Genomic DNA, 16338 nt, shown 5'->3' with positions numbered 1-16338 from the left:
TGGGAGACTAGTGCGGCGTCGCTGGTCTGGTGACGTGCTGTGCCCTGGAGTTGACCGAAGCCGAGGAGACTGCCCCGTGGCGAGACTGACCCTGCCGCAGTTGGAACGACACCTGTTCGGGGCAGCCGACATCCTTCGCGGCAAGATGGACGCCTCGGAGTTCAAGGAGTACATCTTCGGGATGCTCTTCTTGAAGCGGGCATCGGACGAGTTCGACTCCGTCCGCCAGCGCCTCAAGGCTGAGCAGATCAAGGCGGGCCGCTCCGAGGAGGAGGCCGAGGCCGCCACCAACGCCCCGTGGATCTACCGGGGCAAGAGCTTCTTCGTCCCCGAAGAGGCCCGCTGGCAGTACATCAAGGACAACTCGCGGGCCGGAGGCGTCGGTAGCCTCCTGAACAAGGCCCTGGACGCGCTGGAGAAGGCCAACACGGGTGCGCTCGAAGGCGTCCTCGAACACATCGACTTCACCCGCAAGGTTGGCCAGTCCACCATCCCGAACAAGCGACTCCAGAGCTTGGTCGACCACTTCGACCGGTACCGCCTCCGCAACGAGGACTTCGAGTTCCCCGACCTGCTCGGCGCAGCCTACGAGTACCTGATCGGCCAGTTCGCCGACTCGGCCGGCAAGAAGGGCGGCGAGTTCTACACTCCGCGCGGAGTCGTCCGGATGATGGTCCGCCTCGTCAAACCCGGCCCCGACATGCGCATCTACGACCCGTGCTCGGGCTCGGCCGGAATGCTCATCCACGCCAAGGAGTACGTCGAGGAGCACGGCCATGACGCCCGGAACCTGACCCTCGCCGGCCAGGAGTACAACGGCGGGACGTGGGCCATCTCCAAAATGAACATGATCCTGCATGGCGTACTGAACGCCGACCTGCGCAACGATGACACCCTCGCCAACCCCCTCCACAAGGAGGGCGGCGAACTGATGCGCTTCGACCGCGTGCTAACCAACCCGCCGTTCTCGCTGAACTACAGCACCTCGGGCATGGAGCACCCGGAGCGCTTCAAGTACGGCTTCGCCCCCGAGATGGGTAAGAAGGCGGACCTGATGTTCGCCCAGCACGTGCTCTCGGTCCTGATGCCGGACGGCATCGGCGCAACTGTCATGCCCCACGGCGTTCTCTTCCGGGGTGGCAAAGAGAAGGAGATCCGCGAGGGCATCATCAAGGATGACCGCCTCGAAGCGGTCATCGGCCTTCCGGCGAACCTCTTCTATGGCACCGGCATCCCCGCCTGCATCCTCGTCCTACGAGGCAGTGCCCAACGTCCGGAGGAGCGTCGTAACAAGGTCCTCTTCATCAACGCCGACCGCGAGTACACCGCTGGCCGTGCCCAGAACTACCTGGAGCCAGAGCACACCGAGAAGATCGTCTCGGCCTTCGAGGAGTACCGCGACATTCCCGGCTTCGCCCGAGTCGTGGGCATCTCGGAGCTTCGCGAGAACGACTTCAACCTCAACATCCGCCGGTACGTCGACAACACCCCGCCGCCGGAGCCGCAGGACGTCCGTGCCCACCTTCACGGCGGTGTCCCGAAGAAGGAAGTGGCGGACAAGGCTCACCTCTTCCAAGCCTTCGGCGTCGATCCCAGCACCCTGTTCTCCGAGCGGGATGCCGACTACTACGACTTCCTTCCCGAGGGCTGGGAGCGCACAGCCGAGCGCATCTCCGAGCTGGCCGAGCCCGCTGAGAAGCGGCTACACGGGGCGTTTGAGGACTGGTGGAGCCGCCACAGCAAGCGCCTGACTGAACTACCAGAATCCCACGCGGTCATGGACGCCCGCCGTGAACTCCTCGACTCCTTCATCGCTGAACTCGAACCCCTCGGCCTCATCGATCGCCACGAACTGGCCGGCGTCGTTGCCGCCTGGTGGGGTGAGAACAAGCACGACCTCAAGACGCTCTCGGTTCACGGCTTCGAAGGGGTGGTCGAAGGATGGTTGACCACTATCAGCACGGCCTTCGAGTTGGACGAGGAGCGAGCCGAGTACTGGGATAAACAGAAGATAGCGGCCGAGAAACGTAAGGCGCGCGACCACCGGGTGGTGCCAGCTCTGCTCCCTGACTATCTGCTCGAACTAGAACAGGCCGAGTCCAAGTATGCTGAGCTTAGCGCGAGGTATAAGTCTGCCACCGCTAAAGTGACCGAAGAGGACGAGAGCGTTGACCTGTCCGAGTCGTTCCTGAACACGGCTGAAGTGAAGCGATTCAGGGATGAGGCGACGAAGGTTCGACGTGAACTCGCTACGGTCGAGGGAGCTTTTATCGCTCGCCTTACTGCGGCCGCTGCCACCTTGGATGGGAGTTCCCGAATCTCTCTCGTGCTTGAAGTCTTCAGAGAGTCACTCGCTGATCGTCTCGACTCTCGTGCCTCTGTGGGACGCCATGGTGTGGAGAATGTATTTGGTGCGTGGGGGGAAAGATATGGCGTCACCCTTCATGACCTCGAAGCTCATTGTGATGCGGCTGCCATTCGGGTGGAGCAATACCTGAAGGAGCTCGGCTATGTCTGATCATTCTATGGGCGTGCCAAATTTTGCAAATTGGACAGAGCTTCCCTTTGGGGAACTGTGTCTAAAGCTATCGCGTGGCACTGCGCCATCCTATGTTGCCTACAGTTCTATTAACGCTATTGGCCAGCGCTGCGTGCAGAATGCGGGTTTTGATGCAACTCAGGCTCGGGCGCATGACGCTCGTGTGACAGGCGTCCTGTGGGCACAGCCGGGTGATGTTCTCCTCAACTCCACTGGAACAGGCACTATTGGTAGGAGTTGTGTCTTCGATCACTCTGGGTCGTTCATGATCGACGGTCATGTAACTGTACTACGTGCTAAACCTTCCAAGGTTGATCCCCGCTGGCTTAACCTCGCCCTTCGTTCTCCATGGGGTCAGCGTCACTTGGAGACGCACTGCTACACAGGGTCAACCAATCAAATAGAACTATCACGCGTTGAATTGGCGAGAACGTCGATCCCAGTGCCTCCACTGGAGGAGCAGCGGCGGATCGCAGAGATTCTCGATGCTCTCGATGCTCAGATCGGGCGTCAACGCCAGGTGATTGAGAAGCTTGTTGCTGTCCATGACGGATTGACAGCTGGCCTGCTTAGCGAGGTGGACGCAGATTCTAATGTGCTCGCCGGTTATCTATCCTCTTCGCCAAAGAATGGGTATTCACCAAAAGAGGTAGATGAGTGGACCGGAATGGTTGCGCTTGGGTTGGGCTGCCTGACGCCGCGCGGGTTCCAGCCTCGGCAGCTAAAAAATGTTCCGGCTGACGAAGGTCGAAATGATGCGGCAATGCTTCGCGATGGCGACCTGTTGATGAGTCGCGCTAACACTCGTGACTTGGTCGGCCTTGTCGGAATCTTTCGCAGTGTCGGCAGCCCATGCATTTATCCAGACCTAATGATGCGTCTGATACCCACAAGGAATTGCCGCACCCAGTATTTGGAGCTGGTGCTTCAGAGTTGGAAGGTTCGGCGTCAGATTCAAAGTATGGCGCAAGGTACCTCGGAAAGCATGGTGAAGATCAGCTCTTCCGTTGTTCAAGGATTGAAAGTTCAGATACCGAGTTTGGCGACACAGGATCGTATCCTCAACATCGTTGGCGCGTCTCGTGCCCGCATAAGTGCCGAAGAGGCAGTGCGGAGCGCATTGCTGAATATCAAGGACGGGCTGGCGGAGGATTTGTTGACGGGGCGGGTGCGGGTGCCGGAGGCCGAAGCCGTGGTGGAGAGCCTTTGAGACCTGCCTGGGCGGCGGGGTTCGTCCTGGTCTGCTAGGGCGGACGTCTGTAGACGAAGCGATGATCCTCTTCTCGAGGCGGGAGTGGCGTCATGGTGGATTGGGAGTACCGGCTGGTCGAGCGCCCGCTCATCGAGCAGCTCAAGAGGATGGGCTGGGGCCATCTCCAAGGGGCTCCGCCGGAATCGGTGATGCCGCTCAATCCCTTTGACTCCGGGCGGGCCGGCTTTGATGAGGTCTTCCTTGAAGACCGGTTGCGAGATGCCGTCTACCGGATCAACCTCGACCCGGACGGCCAGCCCTGGCTCGATGATGACCGCATCGACCAGGCCGTCAACGAACTGAAGCGCATCCCCGCGTCCGGCAACCTGATCGAGGCGAACCAGACCGCCACGAAGCTTCTCCTCGAAGGCACCGTGGTGGACGGGGTCGTCGGCTGGGAGGGCGGCAAGAGCCGTCCCGTCCAGTACATCAACTGGCAGAACCCCGAGAAAAACCAATTCACGGTCGTCAATCAGTTCCGGGTGGACGTGCCCGGCAACGACGGGCACCCGATCATCCCGGACGTGGTCCTGTTCGTGAACGGCATCCCGCTCGTCGTGCTGGAGGCGAAGAAGCCGCAGACGAGCAGTCTGATCAACGCCGTCGGGCAGCTCCTCCGGTACTCCGAGCAGACCAAGGGCGAAGTCAGGCTCGGGAATCAGCGGCTCTTCCACACCGTCCAACTGACCGTTGTGAGCAGTGGCGAGGACGCGAAGCTCGGCACGATCACCGCCCGCTACGAGCACTACGTCCCGTGGCGCGACCCGTATCCGATGACGCGGGAGGACCTGGGCGACCGCTTCGACAAGCCGGCCGACGCGGTGAGCCGGCAGGAGATCCTCGCGGCCGTCCTGTTCGAGAAGGCGCGGCTGCTGGACGTCGTCCACAACTACGTGACGTTCATGGTCACCGACGACGGCAAGACCATCAAGGCCGCTCCCCGCTACCAGCAGTTCCGCGCTGTGGACCGGGCCGTCCGGCGGCTGCGCGGCGGCAGGACGAAGAAGCAAGACGGGGAGCGGGACAGGCGGGGCGGGATCGTCTGGCACACGCAGGGGTCCGGCAAGAGCCTGACCATGACGTTCCTGGTCCGCAAGCTCCGCGCGAGCGACGACCTCAAACACTTCAAGGTCGTCGTCGTCACCGACCGCACCCAACTCCAGGGGCAGCTCAGCAGCACCATGGAGTTGAGCAACGAAACCGTGGACGTCGCCAAGTCCTCGGCGCGGGCGCGGGCGATCCTCGGCAAGCACGGGCCGGGCCTGGTCTTCGTGATGATCCAGAAGCAGGGGAGCGGTGGCGCGCCGGGATCGGGGATGGCCGCGGACACCTCGCTCGGAGAGGCCAACGCCGACGACTCGATCGTCGTCCTGGTGGACGAGGCGCACCGGTCGCACACCGCTTCCCTCGGCACCAACCTTCAGGTCGCGCTGCCGAACGCGGCCCGGATCGGGTTCACCGGAACCCCGATCATGACGAAGAAGGGCCGGCGCAAGACCAGCCTGGAACTGTTCGGCGAGTACATCGACATGTACCGGCTGAAGGACGCCGAAGAGGACGGCGTCATCGTCCCCATCCTGTACGAGGGCTTGAAAGTCCGGGGCGCCGTGCAGGACGGCCGCGACCTCGACGAGGTCGTGGACGAGATGTTCGACGAACTCACCCCGGAGGACCGCGACCAGCTGCAACGCCGGCACGCCACCAAGTCGAAGGTGTCGGTGGCCGAGAAGCTCGTCGCCGCCAAGGCGAAGCACATGCTCCGCCACTACGTCCAGCGCGTCCTTCCCGAAGGCTTCAAGGCGCAGGTCGTCGCGCTCGACCGGAAGACCACCGTCCAGTACCGCGAGGCCCTGATGGCGGCCCGGGATGAGCTGGTCGCCGAAGTCGAGGCCCTCCCCAAACGCGTCCTGGACAAGCCGCTCGAAGAGCTGAAACCCCGCCAGCAGTACCTCGTCGGCGCCCACCACCACCTCGAGCTGCTGAAGCGCATGGAGTTCGCCCCCGTCATCTCCGAGGGCGACACCGAGCACGAAGCCGAACTCGCCGAGTGGACGAACAAGCCCAAGCAGGACGCCCGCGTCACCGACTTCCTCAAGCCGTTCAACGAATCGAACACCGGGTTCGTCATCGTCAACGCGATGCTGCTCACCGGCTTCGACGCCCCGATCGAACAGGTCATGTACCTCGACCGGCGACTCAAGGAACACGACCTCCTCCAGGCCGTTGCCCGTGTCAACCGGACCGCCGACGGCAAGGAGTACGGCTACGTCGTCGACTACCAGGGCGTCGCGCAGAACCTCGTGGAAGCGCTGAAGGTCTACGCGCACCAGTCGTACGACGAGGACGACGCCGCCGACGTCGAGCAGGCGTTGAAGGACGTCAAGGCCGAGATGGCGAAGCTGGAACCGCGCTGCAACCGCGTCCGGCTGATGTTCCGCAACCCGGACGACGTCGAAAGCTGCGTCGAGGAGCTGGCCGACACCGAGCTGCGCGACCAGTTCAACGCCGACTTCGCGCTCTTCGCGAAGACCTACAACGCCGTCCTGCCCGACCCGGCAGTGAAGCCGTTCGAGGCCGACCTCAAACGGTTCACCGTCGTGAAGATCACCGCGTCCCGCCGGTACCGGGTGGACGACGGCGAGTTCGACCCGGCCGCGTACGGCGGGCGCATCAAGCACCTGATCGACGAGCACGTCACCTCGCTCGGCATCGAGCAGATGCTGCCGCCGGTCGCGCTGACCGCGCCCGACTTCACGGAAAAAGTCGAGGCGCTGCCCGGCGGGTCGCGCGCGAAGGCGTCCGAGATGGAACACGCCATCCGGCACCACATCACCGTCAACAAGGCCAAGGACCCGGCCTACTACCAGCAGCTCAGCGAACGCCTGGAGGAGATCCTCCAGCAGCTCAAGGACGACTGGAACCAGCAGATCCTCGCCCTTGAGGGCCTCATCACCGAGCTGCGGGAGGACGCGCCCGAGAACCCGCACGGCCTCAGCCCCGTCGAGAGCGCGCTCTACGGCGTCCTCGCTCAGGAGGTCGCCACCTCCGACGACGACCCGCGCATCCCCGACTGCGTGGACGCGGCACAGGACGTCTACCACCGCGCCATCGAGGTCATCCACCGCAAGGACTACTGGCACTCCAGCAAGGAGACCGACCGCGAGGAGTTTCGCGGTGAGATCTGCGGCATCCTCTACGGCCGGCACCTCGCCGACGAAAAGAACGTGGAGAAGCTCGCCGGACAGCTGTTCGAGGTCATCAAGGCCAACCGCGAACGCATACCGCGATCGTGACCGGGCGGCGGCGTGTCCAGTGAACTGCGCTGACGGGGTCACCTGACATCCTGGGCGGGTGAGTGATTTCCCGGGGACGTTGCGCGTCGGCGAGCTCGACGTGGCGGTGGCGGTCAGCGCACGCCGCAGCACCGTCCGGCTCACCGTGGAACGGGACGCCTCCGTCACCGCCGTCGTCCCGCCGTCCACCACCCGCGACGAACTCGCCAAGATGGTCGAGTCCAAACGCTCGTGGCTCTACGGCAAGCTCGCGCAGCACCGCGAACTCGGCGAACCGCACCCCGAGCGCCGCATCGTCTCCGGCGAAGGGTTCCTTTACCTCGGCCGCTCCTACCGGCTGAAGGTCGTGGACGACAAGACGCCCGTGAAGCTCGTCCGGGGCAGGCTGCTGCTCACCGAAGGCGGCGGCGCGCGGGACCTCGTCCGCTGGTACCAGCGGGTCGGCGAACCCTGGCTGGCGAAACGCGTCGAGCCGTGGGCGGCCCGCGTGGGCGTCGAGGTCACCGGCCTGCGCGTCATGCCGCTCGGCTACCGCTGGGGATCCTGCTCGTCCAGCGGACGGCTCAACATCCACTGGGCGACGATGCAACTCCCGCCCACCCTCATCGACTACGTCCTCGTCCACGAACTGGCGCACCTGGAACGCGCCGACCACGGCCCCGAGTTCTGGCGGATCGTCGACCGCGCCATGACCGGCTACGAGGAACGCCGCGAACGGCTCCGCCGGTTCGGCCCCGAGCTATGGCTTCCCGACGAAGGACGCTGACCACCGCTGACATTCGCAGTACATTCGGCGGCGTGACCACGTCAGGCCCCATCGTCCTCAACGACCGCTACACGCTCGACCGTGCGCCGCTCGGCCGGGGTGGCATGGGGGAGGTGTGGGGCGGGCACGACGCCGTGCTCGGCCGGCGCGTCGCGGTGAAACTCGTCCGGCTGACCGACGTGCCCGACGACCTCGCCGAACTCGAGCGCCGGTTCCTGCGGGAGGCGCGCGTCATGGCGCGGCTCGGCCACCCGGGCGCGCCCGCGATCCACGATGCGGGCGTCAGCGAGGACGCGTCCCACGCCCGGCGGATGTTCATCGTCATGGAGTACGTCGACGGCGTCCGGCTGGACGACGTCATCGCCGAGACCGAATCCGTGCCGCTCGGATGGGCCGCCGCCATCGGCGCACAGGTCGCCGCCGTGCTCGCCGCCGCGCACGTGAAGGGCGTCCTGCACCGCGACCTGAAGCCGAGCAACCTCATCCTGTGCCGGGACGGCGCCGTGAAGGTCATCGATTTCGGGCTGGCCCTGCTGCACGATCCGGACGTCAGCAAGCTCACCCGCAGTGGCGCGATCCTCGGCACCGCCCTGTACATGCCGCCCGAGCAGGTCCGGTCCGAGACCGCCACGGCGCGCAGCGACCTGTACACCCTCGGCTGCGTCCTGTACGAGATGATCGCGGGCCGTCCGCCGTTCGTCGGGGATACCGAGTACGCCATCCTCGAACAGCAGGTCGGCGCGAAGCCCACCCCGCTCGGCGACTTCCGCGCGGAGGTACCGCCCGACCTCGCGGACCTGGTCGCCGAGCTGCTCGCCAAGGACCCGGCGAAGCGGCCCGTGGACGCCGCCGTCGTGCATCGCAGGCTCCTCCAGTACGTGTCGGGTGCGCGTCCGCTGCCGGGCATGGCGGACCAGGAGGCGAGCCCGCGCCGGATGTACGCCGACGTGCTGACCAGGATCCTGCACCGCTCCGCCGGAGACGCGGCGAAGCGGGCGCCGGGCACTGACGACGCGCCACGGGTGAGCAGGACGGAGATGAGCCGGGCCCGCCGGGAGGCGGCCGCGATGGCCAGGGAGGGGCGGCACGCCGAGGCGGCCCAGGCCCTCGAAGCGGTCGTCGAACCGGGCGGCCGGCCTCTCCCGGTGGACGACCCCGACGCCGTCAAACTGCGGATGTCCTACGCCAACATCCTCGCGGACGCCGGTGACCGCAGAGCGGCCGGCGCCTTCCTGCGGCTCGGCGACGACCTGGCCGAGCGTTTCGGCGCCGAGGACGAGCGGGTCGTGCAGTGCCGCCTCGGCGAGGCCGACTGCCACGCCAGGCTCGGCGACGACGGGCTGGCGCTGCGGCTCCTGCGCGGGCTGCTCGCCGACCAGCTCGCCGTCCGCTCCGGCGACGACCCTCGCGTCCTGGAACTGCGGCGCCGCGTCGGCGAGCTGGAGGACGCCGTGGGGGATCACGACGCGGCCCGGCAAACACTGGCCGACCTGCACGACGATCTGAGCCGCGAGGCCGGCCCCGACCATCCGTCGGCCATCCGGGTACGTGACCGCTTGGAGCGGCTCGGCCCGTGACGGGGGCCTCGCCTGGCGTCAGTACTCGGCAGCCGGGTCCGGGTCCAGGACACCCGCGGTGAGGCCGTGAATCGCCCAGCGGGTGGCCTCCTGTCCGGCCCGCCATGCGATGTCGAACTGCATGGACCATTGGCCGATCCACCGGAAGGCGGTTCCGTAGCGTTGCTGCTCCGCCAGCGGTATCCGCGGGACGCGCGCCTTCCGTACCGTCGACCGCAAGGACGCGCCGGTCGAGGACGTTCCCGGGCGATCGTGCGTCTGGCGGGTCAGAAAGCCCGCGATGAAGAACGGGTCGATCTGCTCGGGATCGCATCTGATGATGTCGACGGGGCCGCCGCGGCGGTGCACCTCGTCCAGATCCTTGGATTCGCTGACGACGAGGGGATCGGCATCGGCGGGAATGACGACATCGCCCGATCGGATTCCGGCGTCGCGGCTGAGCAGCTCCACCGCCCCGGCTCGCTGGAGTTCGGTGATGCTGATCATTGGGAGGTCGGTTCTGCTCTGCACAGGCTGGAACGCCGGCGTCTCGGCGATGACCTTGCGTAGCAGCGGCTCGACGGCGGAGGCCCTTTCCGCGTGCCGCCGGGCGATGTCCGACCACGGCAGCCTGACGTGGCGGGTCGGGATGATGGCGACCTCGTCGTCGAGAAGGTCGATCGCGCCGACCGTCCTCGTCCTCGCCGGGTCCTTGAACACCGCCGCCCATTCGGATCGCCGCTCCGGGAGGTCGTCGGCCTCCGACAGGTCCACCATCCGGACCTGGTGGTCCGGCGGGCCGCTGGGGCGTCGCAGCACCCAGATGTGAAGTCCGCCGCTGATTCGCAGCGAGAACCGGCGGGGTAGTTCGACAACGGTTTGGACCGCTCCTCTGCGCACCAGCTCCGCGCGTATCCGGCGGCCGGCGGCCTTGGTCGTGAACGCGGCCGGCAGGAGGAGGATCGCGATCCCGTCCGGTTTCAGATACGAGTAGCAGATCTGCGTCCACACCCCGACCGGGTCGGCGGACGAGGGAAGGCCGAATTCCCAGCGCGGATCCAGCGTCAGCGCGTCCAGCGGGACGGGACGGGCCGATCCCTGCGCCCCGATCGGCGGCGCACAGACGACCACGTCCGCGCGCATCCGGAGCTCCGCGAGCGCATCGCCTGTGAACGGCTCCCCGGGCTCCAGCGCCACCGGGACGCGCGCCGCGTCGTCGAAGCCGTCCTGTGCCATCTCAATGGCGGCCTTGTCGGGGTCCTGGCCGGCGAAGGAGACGCCCGCCTTGACGGTCGCCGCCGCCGCGACCAGCAGGCGGCCCGGCCCGCACGCCGGGTCGACGATGAGTCCCGTGTCGAGCGCCGGGACGAGAGAGGCCACCATCTTGGCCAGCGAAGAATCGTCGATCGGCGCGGGAGAGGCGGTGTCGACGTCCGCGTCGGCGGGGCGTTCCGCCGGCCGCGACAGCTTGCCGTTCGCCTTCAACCAGGCTTCGACCTCGTCCCACGAGAAGGTGGGGCTGGACGGCGTGCCGCCGACGGGTTTGGGGAAGTCGAGGTACCGCCGCCGCCAGTTGGAGACCGCCGCCCGGCCGACGCCCACGGTTCGGGCGATCTCCGCCGCGGTCACCCGATCGTCCCTGGTCATCTGCCCCTCTCCCTTCCGTCCCGGGTCAGCGTACACACAGCGTCCCCATGTCTACATACCCGGCCTATCTGTGAACTCACTTGACATGAGTCATCGTTTAGTCTCAGAGTTGTGTACGGAAGACGACGGATCGTCTGTGTACATAAGGAGGGGCGCCATGCAGTTCACGGACTCGCAGGCGGAGGCCATAGACGCCGACACCGGCAACATGCTCGTCCTGGCGTGCGCCGGGTCGGGCAAGACCGAGGTGATCGCCCAGCGCATCGTCGCGCTGCTGGCCCGGCCGGACGTCGAACCCCGGCACATCGTCGCCTTCACCTTCACCGAGAAGGCCGCCGGCGAGCTGGCGGAGCGCGTCCACCGCAGGATCAAGGACCGCTACGGCGAGATGCACGGCCTCGCCGAGATGTTCATCGGGACGATCCACGGCTACGCGCTCGACCTCCTGCACAGCCAGGCGCCCGAGGCGTTCAAGTTCAACGTCCTGAATGACCCGCAGGCCCGGCTGATCATCGACAGGTACAGCGCCAAGTCGGGGCTGACCGCGACCACCAAGTCCGTGCGGGGAGTGCGGGAGCCGCTGCGCCGCTGGGTGCACTCACGCCTCTACCAGCAGGTCATGTCCGTCCTGCGGGAGGACGACGTGGACCGACGCCTGCTGCGCCCGGACCTCGCGCAGGCGCTGGAGGCGTACGAGACGCTCCTCAACGAGCGCAACTACTTCGACTACTCCGCGATCCTGGCGAGGGCCGTCGACTACCTGGAGGACGACGAGGGGCATGCCTCCGCCGGCGCCGTCCAGCAGCACGTCCGGGAGAACGTCCGGCACGTCATCGTGGACGAGTACCAGGACATCAACCCCGTCCAGGAACGGCTGATCCGCGGACTCACCCAGTACGGCGCCGACCTCTGCGTGGTCGGCGACGACGACCAGACCATCTACCAGTGGCGCGGCAGCGCGGTCGCCAACATCCTGACCTTCGAGAACCGCTACGCCGACGTCAAGCGGATCACCCTGAACGACAACTTCCGCTCCAGCCCCGCCATCACGCAGCTGGCCCGTGCCGCCATCGAGGAGATCCCGGCGTCCGTCCGCCTGGCCAAGGCCATGGTCGCGGGCGGGCACCAGAAGTTCGAGCGCGGAGACCTCCTCGCCCTGGAGTTCGGCGACCCGCAGGAGGAGGCCCGCCGGATCGCCGACCGGATCGAGACGCTCCTCGGCGTCCCCTTCCAGGACGACGCCGACGGCCCGGAACGCGGCCTCAGCTACGCCGACTTCGCGGTCCTGTTCAGGTCGGTGCGCGGCGACGCCGGGCCGCTGGTGGAGGAGTTCCGCCGCCGCGGCATCCCCTACATCATCAAGGGGCTGACCCAGCTCTTCGAGACGCCCGAGGTCAGGGCGGCCGTCACCTGTTTCCGGTACGTCGCCGGCTACGTGGACGCCGACACCGTCCGCGACGCCTGGCGTGCCGCCGACGTCGGCTGCGACGACCGCGCGCTCGACCGCGGCCTCGCGGTCCTCGACGAGGCCATCGACTGGGACGACTCGCGTCCCTGGGACTCGATCACCCTGCAGGGCGTGTTCCTCCGCTTCCTCGATGAGATCGGGCTCCGCGAGGAGACCGTCCCGTCCCGTGGCCGGGGCGGCGGCCGCGGCGAGATCGTCTTCTACAACCTGGGCCGGTTCTCCACCGCGATCGGCGACTACGAGGCGATCTACCTGACCGTCGCGCCGCCGAGCCGGTTCGACGGCTTCGCGAAGTGGGTGGAGTTCCAGGCTCCCGCGTACTACGAGGAGTCCGACGGCGACAACGGCTACGCGCAGCCCGACGCGGTCGTGATCGCGACCGTTCACCAGGCGAAGGGCATGCAGTGGCCCGCCGTCTTCATCCCGGCCATGCGCCGCAACACCTTCCCGATGCGCCGGGCCGGGGGCCTCAACATCTTCCACGTCATCGACAGGGCCCTCGTCCCGGACGCCGCCCGCTACGAGGGCGGCATCGACGACGAACGCCGCCTCTTCTACGTCGCGGTGACCCGGGCGCAGAAGTACCTGATGCTCAGCTTCGCCCCGAACGGCAAGCAGACCGGACGCCGGCCGTCCGAGTTCTTCGACGCCGCGACGCGCAACGACTGGGTGCTGACCCGCGAGAAGCAACCCGCGTCCAAGCGGCGGCTGGAGCCCGTCCCGAAGCACGGGACCCCGGACGTCGTGCTCTCCTTCTCCGACCTGAAGTACCTGTTCGAGTGCCCCTACTCGTTCAAGCTCCGGCTGCTCTACGGGTTCGACTCACCGCTCCAGAAGGAACTCGGCTACGGCAAGTCGCTGCACGACATGATGGCGGAGATCCACAAGCGCGCCATCAAGGGCGACATCGTGGACGTCTCGGACGCCGAGGACCTGGTGGACCGCCACCTGAACCTCCCGTTCGCGAACCCCGCCGCCCGCGACCAGCTGCGCCCGGCGGCGATCGCGTCCGTCCGCCGCTACCTGCGCGAGAAGGGCTCGACGCTGCACCAGACCGAGTACTCCGAGCAGCCCGTCGAGATCCACCCGGCGCCCGGTGTCACCGTCACCGGCCGCGTCGACCTCATCAGGCGCCTGGACACCGATGAGGTCTCGATAGTCGACTTCAAGTCGTCCGAGCGCACCCAGGCCGAAGGCGTCACGCTCGACCAGCTCCACATGTACGCGCTGGGCTACCGGGAGCTCACCGGCTCCGACGCAGACCTCGTCGAGATCCACAACCTGGACAAGGACGGCAGGTCCCACCGCCAGGAGGTGGACGACGCGATGCTGACCACCCTCAGCCCCCGGGTGGCCACGGCAGGCCAGTCCCTCCGCGACAACCATCTGCCCAAACTGGCGACCTGGTGCAAGACCTGTGCGAACTGTGACTTCAAGGGAATCTGCCGCGATAGGCGGGACGATACGTCTCCATGAGGTTCGTCTGAAAGATTGGTCGTAGTCGGTGGTGCAACACGGCGCCTGCCCGGGATGGACGGAACACGGATGGACTATCGGCGGCTGTTCTCCAGCAAGGCCATCGAGCAGGAGTTCCTGGACCGATTCGACGAACTCGCTGCGAGCGCGGCCGCCATCCCCGGGTTCGAAGGGCTGGAGGGCGGCCTCACCGTCGACCGGGCGGCCGACGCAGTCGCCCAGATGAACGAGGGCACCTGGGCGTCGCAGGACCCGGGGCTGGAGGCGATCGTGGAGGCATTCCTCCGGCCGGTGCACCTCGTTCAGCGCTGCACATTCCGTTCCGCGGCCGACGGTCTCCCGAAAAGCGAGGAGATCGCCGCGGTGCTGGAAGAGGCGCGGTCCGCCCTGGAGGCGGTGATCCCCAGCGTCGGCCGCATCGACCTGCACAACCACCGGAACGATTGGGTGGGGACGGGCTGGATGGTGGAGCCCGGGACGGTCGTGACCAACCGGCATGTGGCCGAGGTGTTCGCCGAGAGGACGGCTGGGTTCGCGTTCCGGCACATCTCCGGCCGGACGATACGCGCCACCCTCGACTGGTACCACGAGCATCTCCAGCCGGAGGAGTCGCGTTTCCGGGTGACCGAAGTCGTCTGGATGGAGCCGGACGCCTCGCTCCACGATGTGGCCCTGCTGCGTATCGCCGAGACCGGCGAGGACGGCGAGCCGCTTCCCCCGCCCATTCCCCTGATGACGGAGGAACTTGCCCCGGCCGACGTCGGTCGGTGGATCGGCGTGATCGGTTATCCCGGCAGAGGCAACTGGAGGGACTCCACAGCCGACCGGCAGCGCATCTTCGACGGTGTCTACGAATGCAAACGGCTCGCCGCCGGGCAGTTGACCTCTTTCACGCCGGACGGCCTCGTCGCCCACGACGCGACCACGCTCGGCGGAAACTCGGGCTCGGCGGTGATTGACCTCGCGACAGGCAAGGCGGTCGCACTCCACTTCGCCGGCGTACCGGGCATGAGCAACCATGCGGTGCGGGCGTCCGTCGTCCAACGTCTGGTCCGCACCCACAACCGCTGACGGGACAGGCCGTGAACGATGCCGCGCCTCCCCGGCCCGAGCCGCCCGGCGGACCCGCCTCCGCGCAGGCCAAGCCCGCGTTGCAAGGGATATTGACACCTTACGCCGGGATGCGCGAGACCACGGAGTCGATCCAGGTCCTCACCGACGCGCGGAACCGCGTGGCGATGGTGGAGATCGGTGGCCGGCCCGCGGGCACCGGGGTCCTGGTAGGAGTTGACCTCCTGCTCACCGCGGCGCACGTGCTAGGGGCGGGGGAGCCGCATCCGCCGGTCGCCGGCGTCGTCGCCGTGTTCGACCATCACACCGTTCCCGGCGTCAGCCCCGCGGAGGCCGGTGTCCGCGTCCCCGTGGTCGAGTACCTAGACGGCGCGCCGTTGAGCGCCGCGGATCTGAGTCGTTTCCACCAGGGCGAACCACCTCCCGAAGACTGGCTCGACTTCGCGCTCCTGCGGCTGGCACACCCCGTCCCAGAGGTCCCGGCGTCGGACGGCTCCCGCACGCCGCGCGGGCACTACCGCCTGGACCCCGCCGAGTACGCCTTCGCCAAGGCCGGGCCGCTGACCGTCGTCCAGCATCCGCTGGGGCAGTCGCAGCGGGTCTGCCAGACCCTCCTCGCCGCCCGGTCGTCCGCGTCGGGAACCCGCGTGACCTACCAGACCAACACGGCCATGGGCTCGTCCGGTGCGGCGCTGATCGACGGCCGGGGCAGGCTGGTCGCCCTCCACCACTACTTCACCGGTGCGGTCAACCAAGGCATACCCATCTCGGCCATTGCCGGTGCGGTGACCGGCGGTCCGCATCCCGAGGCCTTGCGGACCCGCGCCGGCGCCGCTGCCGCGCCCATCCTGCTGAGCTGGTCGGAACAGGACGCCGAGCGGGCCCGCTGGGTCGGCGACGTCCTCGCCTCCGCGGGCCACGACGTCCGCCTGAACCTGCCTGGTGAACGTCCTCGGACGGACGAGCTGCGAACGCACATGGACGCCGGCGGCCGCGTCTTCGCCCTCGTCAGCCCCGCTTACCTGGCGGACGAGAAAGGGCTCGCCGACCGCGACCACCTGCTGCACCGGGCCACCCCGTACGAGCCGTACCGGTTCGTCCCCTTGCTGATCGAAGGGGAGCCGCCCGGCCTGCTCCGGCTCGTACCGTCCGTCGATTTACGGGACGCCGCACGGCCGGACGCCGAATGGATGCTGCGGGAGGCCGCGGCGAGAGCGCCCGCCGCGCCCCGCCCCGCCGCCCCCGCGGGGCCGCCGGCACTGGCCTTCCG

9 protein-coding genes are annotated in these 16338 nt (G+C 67.2%); 8 read left to right on the top strand and 1 reads right to left on the bottom strand.

All coding sequences use genetic code 11. From position 1 onward, the window contains the following. Positions 1-76: 76 nt before the first annotated feature. From HUX53_RS01750 to HUX53_RS01730, 5 genes are all read left to right on the top strand, one after another. The gene (locus tag HUX53_RS01750) at positions 77-2518 is read left to right on the top strand and encodes a class I SAM-dependent DNA methyltransferase (protein ID WP_176401412.1); all 2442 of its coding nucleotides are present in this window, start codon (positions 77-79) and stop codon (positions 2516-2518) included. After that, a complete protein-coding gene (locus tag HUX53_RS01745; RefSeq protein ID WP_176401411.1) occupies positions 2511-3749 on the top strand; it encodes a restriction endonuclease subunit S in 1239 nt (412 codons plus the stop codon). Before HUX53_RS01750 ends, HUX53_RS01745 begins: the two co-directional genes overlap by 8 nt. A gap of 92 nt (positions 3750-3841) precedes the next feature. Continuing rightward, positions 3842-7084, top strand: a complete 3243-nt coding sequence (locus HUX53_RS01740) for a type I restriction endonuclease subunit R (protein ID WP_176401410.1) — start codon at positions 3842-3844, stop codon at positions 7082-7084. Between the two features lie 58 nt (positions 7085-7142). Further along, positions 7143-7850 carry a M48 family metallopeptidase gene (locus tag HUX53_RS01735; RefSeq protein WP_217918975.1) on the top strand — a complete coding sequence of 236 codons (708 nt, stop codon included), beginning with the start codon at positions 7143-7145 and terminating at the stop codon, positions 7848-7850. Between the two features lie 32 nt (positions 7851-7882). Next, positions 7883-9427, top strand: a complete 1545-nt coding sequence (locus HUX53_RS01730; protein WP_176401409.1) for a serine/threonine-protein kinase — start codon at positions 7883-7885, stop codon at positions 9425-9427. A gap of 18 nt (positions 9428-9445) precedes the next feature. On the opposite strand, the gene HUX53_RS01725 is transcribed toward HUX53_RS01730, so the two are convergent. Then, a complete protein-coding gene (locus tag HUX53_RS01725) occupies positions 9446-11053 on the bottom strand; it encodes an N-6 DNA methylase (RefSeq protein WP_176401408.1) in 1608 nt (535 codons plus the stop codon). A gap of 157 nt (positions 11054-11210) precedes the next feature. Between HUX53_RS01725 and HUX53_RS01720 the strand changes: the two genes are divergently transcribed. From HUX53_RS01720 to HUX53_RS01710, 3 genes are all read left to right on the top strand, one after another. Further along, complete coding sequence (locus tag HUX53_RS01720; RefSeq protein ID WP_176401407.1) at positions 11211-13997, top strand: ATP-dependent DNA helicase; 2787 nt, start codon at positions 11211-11213, stop codon at positions 13995-13997. Positions 13998-14051: 54 nt separating this feature from the next. Then, positions 14052-15068 (top strand): serine protease, encoded by a 1017-nt coding sequence (locus HUX53_RS01715; RefSeq protein ID WP_176401406.1) that lies wholly within the window; start codon positions 14052-14054, stop codon positions 15066-15068. 110 nt (positions 15069-15178) lie between these two features. Continuing rightward, a partial coding sequence (locus tag HUX53_RS01710; protein ID WP_176401405.1) for a trypsin-like peptidase domain-containing protein occupies positions 15179-16338 on the top strand: 1160 nt, incomplete at its 3' end.

It is taken from the genome of Actinomadura sp. BRA 177 (assembly GCF_013372625.1).
Taxonomy (GTDB): Bacteria; Actinomycetota; Actinomycetes; order Streptosporangiales; family Streptosporangiaceae; genus Spirillospora.
Note: the sequence above shows the minus strand (reverse complement) of the source record. Positions and strands in the feature narration are given on the sequence as shown.

Bases quoted from the DNA above. Each gene is read 5' to 3' on its own strand.
- HUX53_RS01745 (WP_176401411.1), top strand. From the start codon at position 2,511: ATGTCTGATCATTCTATGGGCGTGCCAAATTTTGCAAATTGGACAGAG.
- HUX53_RS01715 (WP_176401406.1), top strand. From the start codon at position 14,052: ATGGACGGAACACGGATGGACTATCGGCGGCTGTTCTCCAGCAAGGCC.
- HUX53_RS01740 (WP_176401410.1), top strand. From the start codon at position 3,842: ATGGTGGATTGGGAGTACCGGCTGGTCGAGCGCCCGCTCATCGAGCAG.
- HUX53_RS01720 (WP_176401407.1), top strand. From the start codon at position 11,211: ATGCAGTTCACGGACTCGCAGGCGGAGGCCATAGACGCCGACACCGGC.
- HUX53_RS01725 (WP_176401408.1), bottom strand. From the start codon at position 11,053: ATGACCAGGGACGATCGGGTGACCGCGGCGGAGATCGCCCGAACCGTG.